Origin of the sequence: Vibrio sp. 1151_11 (assembly GCF_029478525.1) — a bacterium.
GTDB classification, from domain to species: domain Bacteria; phylum Pseudomonadota; class Gammaproteobacteria; order Enterobacterales; family Vibrionaceae; genus Vibrio; species Vibrio anguillarum.
Genome location: NZ_SHMN01000050.1, coordinates 1 through 6,744 on the forward strand (window position 1 = coordinate 1; position 6,744 = coordinate 6,744).

Consider the following 6,744-nt stretch of genomic DNA (forward strand, 5'->3'; position numbering starts at 1 on the left):
CTTGGACGTGAGCTATGGAAGTTCTTTCACGGATTCATTTCGACAAAGCCAACTTGCCAAAAATACGGAACAAATTTTCAATGAAATCGTAGAATTAACCTTAAAAACTCATCAAACACATAACGCCGCGTTAAGTGGTGAGCAACGCGACCACAATCCTAAACCATTGCGCCTTAAACACAAAACTCAACCTAGAGCCCAAACTCCCAAGCGTTGGGAATCCGTCTTAAACGCCTAGTTAGCTGCTGCACTTTCGCTAGCAAATTACACCAAAGTGCCTAATTTTAAACACATTATTACTTTCAAACGGCAAAGTAAAACAGACAGCTGTGAAATTAAAACCCAATCCACGAAATGCGCTTGGCAAAGAAGAAATGACCGAGAAAATCACCATTCCTGAGCATGGTAATTTGCAAAGAATTCTATCGAAAAAGCCAACGACAGAGCACACGAAATGAATTTAGGCATTCATGAATTTCAGCAGCAAAGAATCCGCGCCAACGAACTTAACAAACACAAAATTTCCCGTAAGCAGACTTCGTTAAGTTCAAACACTCCCCGAAAAGTGCCACTGGCGAGATAGTTGAGAAACTGAGATTTGTCCGGTGTGTAGCTAGAAAACCCCAAAGCCTTTCCACCCTAAATTCACCGTTTTTCTTAACCCCAGCTAACGCCCAATTAAGGGGTGAACAACGCTTTCACCCAGCCTAAAGCATTGTGCCATAAACGCTAAATTTGAAGTAGAAGCAAAAGTGCCAAGCGTTGTGAATCCCTCTTAAATTGCTTGTTAAATGCTAGTTTCAAACTCTTCAATTAACCCCTGTTTTTTTAGTTCGGAGGTAATTGCACCACTTGTACGGTCATGAATTTTTGATAGTTCGTCAATTGATGTATTTGAACTAAATGCGTGGACTAACTTTTCGCGCTCTTCTTCAGACCAAGGGAGCCCAGCATTCTTAGGAAGACCTTTTGAAATATTTTCTTCCTGTTTCTGCTCAACTGATTTTTTACCTTTCTTTGGCTGCTTTACAGCCCCAATAACCGTAAACAAAGACCGTATAACTTCTGGATTATTATAAGGTGAACATTCAGATAAAACTTCACCTGAAATCGGATCGATTCCATTTGCTAGTGCTTCAACATTTTTTAACGCTGTCAAAATATCCATATACTCTCCAATTTTTCGATTGCATTTAACGCCCAATTAAGTGGTGAACAACGCACTGACCAAGCCGCTGCATTGCACCGTAAACACTTTACCTGACGCATAGTAAAACTGCCACGCGTTGAGAATCCACTTAAATTGTTTGTTATGTGAATTTTACCGTGAATTCAAAGTAAATCACCGTAGAAATGAAGAAATTTTAATAAGTTACGTGCAAAAACGATGCTTACCAAAACCTAAATTTCACAGCGATCTTAGCCAAAGAGAGCCACTTGCAGAATCAACAACAAAGAAAGCGCCCTTTCAGCAACAACCAAACCTTTTGCTTCACCAGATTTTCAGAGCTGAATATCAGCAAGCAAATCAGTCAAAAGGACATTTAAATTAAAGCGATTTGAAACCAACGAAACTCAACACAAACCAGATCCAAAACTTAATTGAGGCAACCCAAGAGACTTGGACGTGACCAATTAAAGCTCTTTCAAGAATCCATTTCGACCAAGCTAACTTGCCGAAAACACGGAACGAATTTTCAATGAAATCGTAGCTTTGACCTCAAAAACTCATCAAACACATAACGCCCAATTAAGTGGTGAACAACGCACTGGCCAAGCCGCTGCATTGCACCGTAAAACACTTTACCTGACGCATAGTAAAACTGCCACGCGTTGAGAATCCACTTGAATTGCTTGTTATGTGAATTTTACCGTGAATTCAAAGTAAACCACCGTAGAAATGAAGAGATTTGAATAAGTTACGTACAAAAACGATGCTGACCAAAACCTAAATTTCACAGCAATCTTAGCCAAAGAGAGCCACTTGCAGGATCAAAAACAAAGAAAGCGCCCTTTCAGCAACAACCAAACCTTTTGCTTCACCAGATTTTCAGAGCTGAACTTCAGCAAGAGAGTCAGTCAAAAAGACATTTCAATTAAAGCGATTTGAAACCGACGAAACTCAACACAAACCAGATCCAAAACTCAATTGAGGCAACCCAAGAACCTTGAAAAGCATCAAACTCAGGTTGTTCAAGGATCCATTTCGATCAAGCCAACTTGCCGAAAACACGGAACGAATTCTCAATGAAATCGTAGCTTTGACCTTAAAAACTCATCAAACACATAACGCCAAATTAAGGTGTGAACAACGCTAACCACCTTACCTAAACCATTGTGCCATAAACACTAAACTTGCTTGAAGTGAAAGCGCCAAGCGTTGTGAATCACTCTTAAATTTCTTGTTATATGCCTTTCGTGCACCTATACTCAATGCGCACCATAAATACGCATAGGTAATTATCATGAGAAACACATATAGTACGCAAGCGCCCAAGAAGGCTGCAAACTTAAGCTTAAATAGCGAGTTACTCGCTGAAGCTAAGCGCCTAAACATAAACCTCTCGGCAACAATGGAAAAAGCCCTTGAAAAAGAAGTAAATCAGCGCCGTAAGACTGAGTGGTTAGAGCAAAATGCAGATGCTATCAACGCTTGCAATGAATTAACCGAAAGTCACGGTCTGTTTTCTGATTCTTACCGAGTATTCTAATGTCACAGTTTTCACTATACCAAAATAACGATAAAAGCACTGCTACCGCTTACCCATACTTTGTTGATGTTCAAAGTGAAATGCTTGATACACTGAATACCCGACTGGTGATTCCATTAACACCGGTTGAAATGTTAGAGAAGAAAGCCCCAACTCACCTATGCCCAGTGATCCACATTGATGAAGGTGACTTCGTAATCCTAACTCACCAAATGGCGAGTGTACCAACTAAGATCTTGCGTGATCCGGTAAATGATTTGAGCACTTTTAGAAACGAGATTATTGCTGCTATCGACTTCCTGATTACTGGCATATAACGCCCTGTTAAGGTGTGAGCAACGCAATACCGATGCGGCCGCAAACCACCTTAAACACAAAACGCAACGCATAGCAAAAATGCCACACGTTGCGAATCACTCTTAAACAGATTGTTATGTTTATTAACCACCTGTTACAGACACAAGAAAGGCTCTAAATCCTAGGTACCAAATACCTGCAAAAATATAATGCTGTGTCGTCAATCCTTGTATCTTACGAAATAAGATTACGACAGTAAAAAGATCAGCTGCAACTACAACCCCATTAATAATATTAGAATAGAGCGACAAGCCAATATACTTGTGATCCAAGCTAATCAATGAGCCGATACAAGCAAGTGCTGCTAAAACCAATATTGCGATAGTCACGCCATGCTTAAAATCGACTCCCTGCTTTTGGAGCGTATAACCATTTAAAAAATATATATTTATTATCAACAACGTAGTTGACCAGTAGGCTAGAAGAGAGCCTGGGACATTCTCGTAGATTCCAAGAAAATTTGCTCCCCAAACTAGTCCTATAGCTAACAAAACAGGTAGACATGCACCATTTCTAGCCCTGAAGTTTGCACCTGATTTCAAACTCGATCCTCTTATTTAAATAGATTATAAATATCAATAATATAAGAATATCAAATAAGAAACTAGCCCCATAAACATAACGCCGCGTTAAGTAGTGAGCAACGCCACCACAGAACTTAACCATACTACCTTAAACACAAAACCCAACGATGGAATGAAAAATGCCATGCGTTGGGAATCTGTCTTAAACGCATTGTTATGCGTATTTTACTGAGAGTTAGAGTTATTTGATTGTGAAGACTGACCTGACTGTTGATTTGAAGAGCTTGCACTCGAAGAGCTGCTTGAGCTTGATGGTCTCATTGCTGACGCTCCATTTATACTTTTCTTCTCAACATTACTTGAATTCTGCACCACCATTCTTACTTTGCTATCTGACATGCTAACGCTCTCCTTTTGGTAATGATCAACACCTGAAAATAAGCCTATTAAAAGCGTAAAAAGTATACCACAAACGAATGAAACAACTGATGTTTTATCCAGTACTGTTAGCCACTTATCGTTTTCATTTGAACCAGCAACTATTGCTTCTAAGTGTACTGAGTTACGGGAAAAAACCATTAAAATAGCCACAATACAGATCAGAAAAGAAATTACTGCGAGAGCATACATTAACGCAACAATTAAAGAGCTGACCCCTACCGTCGTGAGTAACGTGACTAATAAACCAATACCAAAAGATGATAGCGTCAGAAGGTGTTTATCTTTTTCAAACCTAGTTGTATACCAAGCATTTAAGGTTTCAGTATAAAAAGCGACTTCTTTCTGTTGCTGTACTTCATTTTCATCCATAACTCGAAACCAAACACTGGTAAAAGACGATAAATCATACCATTAGATACGACTTCATTGTAACTGGAGGCGCTATACGCATAACGCCGCATTAAGTGGTGAGCAACGCTAAACACTGGTGCTTCGACAAACCACTTAAAACACAAAAACTGAATTTACACTAAAACCGCCAAGCGTTGCGAATCCGTCTTAAATGCTTTGTTATGCAAATTCAATAAGATAAACCAGAAGTTACACTACATTTGATTAAGAAAACAATCAAAATATTGGTTAAGTGAACCAAGAATCAGCCAAAGCCTGAACCTTGATAAGTAAGCCGCCAAAACAAAGTCCACCTTTCAGCGACAAATCAGCTTTTGAATGAGACAAACTCACCGAGCAAGGCTTTCAGCAAGTGTGAAATGCTCGATAAACTTACCCTTTCCACACTTTGCGCCCGCTAAATTTACAACGCACCAACGCTAAAACCGATTGAGGCAGACAAAGAAATTTGCCTGTTTTACGGGTTGAGTTAACCAAGAGTTTGAGGGTAAAAATGCTCATTTGCCGACAACACAAAACGAATAGCCGGAGAAATCCCAAAAGATTGAACCCCTAAATTTACCTGAGTTGCATAACGCCCAATTAAGGTGTGAGCAACGCTACCACGGAACGAAACCATACCACCCTAAACACAAAACCCAACGATGGAATGAAAAATGCCAAGCGTTGGGAATCACTCTTAAATTGTTTGTTATACGACAGCTTGCGACAAGTCTTGCTCTACTTTTTTAAACGCTGTCAGTTCTTGCTCAGCCTTACCACTTGCTACCGTTACCCATTGCAAACCAACCTCATCTTGATGTTCAAACTCAACTTGAAGCTGATACTTTGAGCGAAAAAGAGAGAGTAATAAAACCACTGGGAATGTGATGACTAGAGCTACAACTCCAGCATTGATATCAAATCCCCAAGGTGTGGCAAATGGCTCGAATAGCCATAAAATGCTTGAAGCTATAGCTGAAATAACAGACGCCTTGACTAGATGCGAACTCAGTTTGTTTTTAACTACTTTGACGCTCTTAATTTTGGAAAGCTCATAGCTATCTTCCTTGATAGACAGGCGACCATTAGCTATTGAAAAATCAGAGATATCATACATACCATTTCCTCGTTTGGGTTAAAGAGTTACAGAAAATATTCCCACAAACGATTCGACTAATATTAACCATAAGAAAATGATATGCAACAAATTTTAACACCGTACGTCGTATAACGCCGCATTAAGTGGTGAGCGACGCTAAACACCGAAGTATCGACAAACCACCTAAAACACAAAAACTGAATTTACACTAAAGCCGCCAAGCGTTGCGAATCCGCCTTAAATGCCTAGTTAGCTGCTGCACTTTTGTTAACAACTTGCGCCAAAATGCCTAATTTGAAACACATTATTGCTTTCAAACGGCAAAGTAAAATAGACAGCTGTGAAATTGAAACCTAATCCACGAAATGCTTTTGGCAAAGAAGAAATCACCGAGAAAATCACCATTCCTGAGCAGGGTAATTTATAAAGAATTCTATCGAAAAAGCCAACCACAGATCACTCGAAACAAATTTGTGCATTCATCAATTTCAACATCAAAGAAGCTGCACCAACGAACTTAACAAACACAATGCTTCCCGTAAGCAGACTTCGTTAAGTTCAAACGCTTCCCGAAAAGTGCCACTGGCGAGATAGTTGAGAACCGAGATTTATCCGGTGTGTAGCTAGAAAACCAAAAGCCTTTCCACCTTAAATTCACCGCTTTTCTTAACCCCAGCTAACGCCCAATTAAGGTGTGAAGCACGCTACCACAATATTTGATTAGATCACCGTAAACATAGAACTAGACCCAAACCGAAAATGCCAAGCGTGCTGAATCACTCTTAAATTGTTTGTTATGTTTGGGGGTAGGTCTTCCGCGGTAACTCCCTGAGAATTTTCTCAAGAAGATCGCGATCAACGATGATTTCACACAACTTTTTCTCTTTTTCATTAGCACCAAGAGTCATCACATCTAGCGCCAAGTAATCCATATCAAAGTGCTTTGAACTTGCTTCAGGAAATTTTATCCAGCGTTCAGAAACCTCACACCTAAGCTCTCCTTTAGAGGCATCAACTCGTTTTTTTCTTTCATAACGATTAGGCAGTCTAACTATTTTATTCTGTTCCATTGATTAAGTTCCTCCGAAAACATAACGCCCGGCTAAGGGGTTGACAACGCACCGCCGAACTCAAAAAACACACTGTAAACGCTGAACTTCAATTTTGCACCAAAGCCGCCACGCGTTGGCAATCCCTCTTGAGCCGTTTGTTAGGCCAA

General features: G+C 39.9%; 8 protein-coding genes. 3 read left to right on the top strand and 5 right to left on the bottom strand.

Going from position 1 to position 6,744, the window contains the following annotated elements; translation table 11 throughout:
* The coding region (locus EXZ60_RS18165; RefSeq protein WP_277436105.1) for a hypothetical protein at positions 1-238 on the top strand (238 nt) is incomplete at its 5' end.
* A gap of 549 nt (positions 239-787) precedes the next feature.
* Here the strand turns inward: EXZ60_RS18165 and EXZ60_RS18170 are convergent.
* The gene (locus EXZ60_RS18170) at positions 788-1,168 is read right to left on the bottom strand and encodes a hypothetical protein (protein WP_277436106.1); all 381 of its coding nucleotides are present in this window, start codon (positions 1,166-1,168) and stop codon (positions 788-790) included.
* Between the two features lie 1,297 nt (positions 1,169-2,465).
* Here EXZ60_RS18170 and EXZ60_RS18175 point away from each other — a divergent pair.
* Positions 2,466-2,711 (top strand): type II toxin-antitoxin system CcdA family antitoxin, encoded by a 246-nt coding sequence (locus EXZ60_RS18175; RefSeq protein ID WP_277436107.1) that lies wholly within the window; start codon positions 2,466-2,468, stop codon positions 2,709-2,711.
* On the top strand, positions 2,711-3,028 hold the full coding sequence (locus EXZ60_RS18180) for a CcdB family protein (protein ID WP_026050327.1): 318 nt from the start codon (positions 2,711-2,713) through the stop codon (positions 3,026-3,028). The genes EXZ60_RS18175 and EXZ60_RS18180 overlap by 1 nt, the downstream gene beginning before the upstream one ends.
* A gap of 123 nt (positions 3,029-3,151) precedes the next feature.
* Here the strand turns inward: EXZ60_RS18180 and EXZ60_RS18190 are convergent, their stop codons facing one another.
* The 4 genes from EXZ60_RS18190 to EXZ60_RS18205 all read right to left on the bottom strand — a co-directional run bounded on the left by EXZ60_RS18190 (position 3,152) and on the right by EXZ60_RS18205 (position 6,595).
* Positions 3,152-3,610 (bottom strand): hypothetical protein, encoded by a 459-nt coding sequence (locus tag EXZ60_RS18190; protein WP_158636610.1) that lies wholly within the window; start codon positions 3,608-3,610, stop codon positions 3,152-3,154.
* 207 nt (positions 3,611-3,817) lie between these two features.
* The gene (locus EXZ60_RS18195; protein WP_120029475.1) at positions 3,818-4,402 is read right to left on the bottom strand and encodes a hypothetical protein; all 585 of its coding nucleotides are present in this window, start codon (positions 4,400-4,402) and stop codon (positions 3,818-3,820) included.
* Between the two features lie 733 nt (positions 4,403-5,135).
* Positions 5,136-5,543, bottom strand: coding sequence for a hypothetical protein (locus EXZ60_RS18200; protein WP_274700986.1), 408 nt, complete (start codon positions 5,541-5,543; stop codon positions 5,136-5,138).
* 776 nt (positions 5,544-6,319) lie between these two features.
* Positions 6,320-6,595 carry a hypothetical protein gene (locus EXZ60_RS18205; RefSeq protein WP_013868550.1) on the bottom strand — a complete coding sequence of 92 codons (276 nt, stop codon included), beginning with the start codon at positions 6,593-6,595 and terminating at the stop codon, positions 6,320-6,322.
* Positions 6,596-6,744 lie beyond the last annotated feature (149 nt).